At 67.0% G+C, this 1408-nt stretch carries 1 protein-coding gene and 1 pseudogene; both read right to left on the reverse strand.

The window, feature by feature from the left end:
- Window positions 1-989: MCP four helix bundle domain-containing protein (locus tag A3A5_RS0122380; RefSeq protein ID WP_018312745.1), on the reverse strand; the 989-nt coding region annotated here is incomplete at its 3' end.
- Between the two features lie 119 nt (window positions 990-1108).
- A pseudogene (locus tag A3A5_RS0122385) lies at window positions 1109-1408 on the reverse strand (chemotaxis protein); the annotation flags it as partial.

Genomic DNA, 1408 nt, shown 5'->3' on the forward strand with positions numbered 1-1408 from the left:
TGGCGCGCGTTGTCCGCGTTCTGGCGCACCGTACTGGTCAGCTCTTCCATGCTCGACGCCGTCTGCTCCAGCGACGCCGCCTGCTGCTCGGTGCGCTGCGACAGGTCGTTGTTGCCCGCGGCGATTTCACGCGAGGCGCTGCCGATGGATTCGGCCGACGTCTTGAAATCGCGCACCATGCGCGACAGCTGCTGCTGCATCTGCTGCATCGCATAGACCAGGCTGCTCTTGTCGCCTGCGCGCGTGGTCACCGGCGAGGAGAAGTCGCCCTCGGCAATGCGCGCGGCAATCGCGGCCGCATAGCCCGGCTCGCCGCCGAGCTGGCGCGCCAGCGCCCGCGCCAGCAGCACGCCCAGCAGCACCGACAGCGCCAGGCCGCCCAGCACCAGGCCCTGCATCCACAGGCGCGATGCTTCATAGACGCTGCGCGCTTCTTCCATGTTGCTGCGGGCGCGGTCGTCGCGGCGCTTGACCATCTGGAACATCACCGCTTCCAGCGCATGGCTGTCCTTGAGCAGGTCGGCGCTCTCGGAGAACACCTGGCTTTCAAATTGCGAGGTATCCAGCGGCTGCTTGCTGACCAGCCCGACGTACTTCTCCATGCGCGCGCGGAAGGCCGGCGACAGCTCCTGGTACTGCTTGACCAGGGCCTTGCCCTCAGGCTTCTCGAATGCGCCCGCGACCTGGCGGATGCGTTCATCCATCGTGCCGAGCGACTTCACGATCTGCTCCTTCTCGGCCGAACGCTCGCCCATGGTCGATGCCGACAGCAGCCCGATCTGCGCGCGGCTGGCATAGACCAGGTTGATATTGGCGTCCTGCACAGCCTTCAGCGCCTGCAGGTCGTCGTTGTAGATCTTGCCGGTCCAGTCCGCCATGCGCCCCATGTTGACCACCCCCAGCAGCCCCATCACGGCGCCGATCACGGCAACGACCAGGAATCCGGCAACCAGCCTGGTCGTGACGCGCAATTGATTGAACCAATGCATAGCAACTCCCCCTTGTAACTGAAGCCTCGGGCGCGGCGTGCCGCACCCGCTTGGTACGCATGCAGGCCGGAGCTCCGCGCCTGCCTCGTCTTTGATTCGGACTGGCCTGGTTCCGTGGACTAGGCCTGTGCCAGTGACTGGTCCGCATCGGCACGCGCATGGGCCGGCAGGCGCTGCGGACGCACCTCGGCCTGCATGCTGACGCGGAACGTGGCGATGGCGTCGCGCAGGCGCATGGCCTGCTCTTCGAGCGAGCCCGCGGCGGCGGCGGCTTCTTCCACCAGCGCCGCGTTCTGCTGCGTGCCCTCGTCCATCTGCGCCACAGCCTGGTTGACCTGCTCGATGCCCGCGCTCTGCTCGGCCGACGCCGCGCTGATCTCGCCCATGATGTCGGTCACGCGCTTGACCGCCTGCACGAT

The organism is Cupriavidus sp. UYPR2.512 (assembly GCF_000379565.1).
Lineage (GTDB): Bacteria > Pseudomonadota > Gammaproteobacteria > Burkholderiales > Burkholderiaceae > Cupriavidus.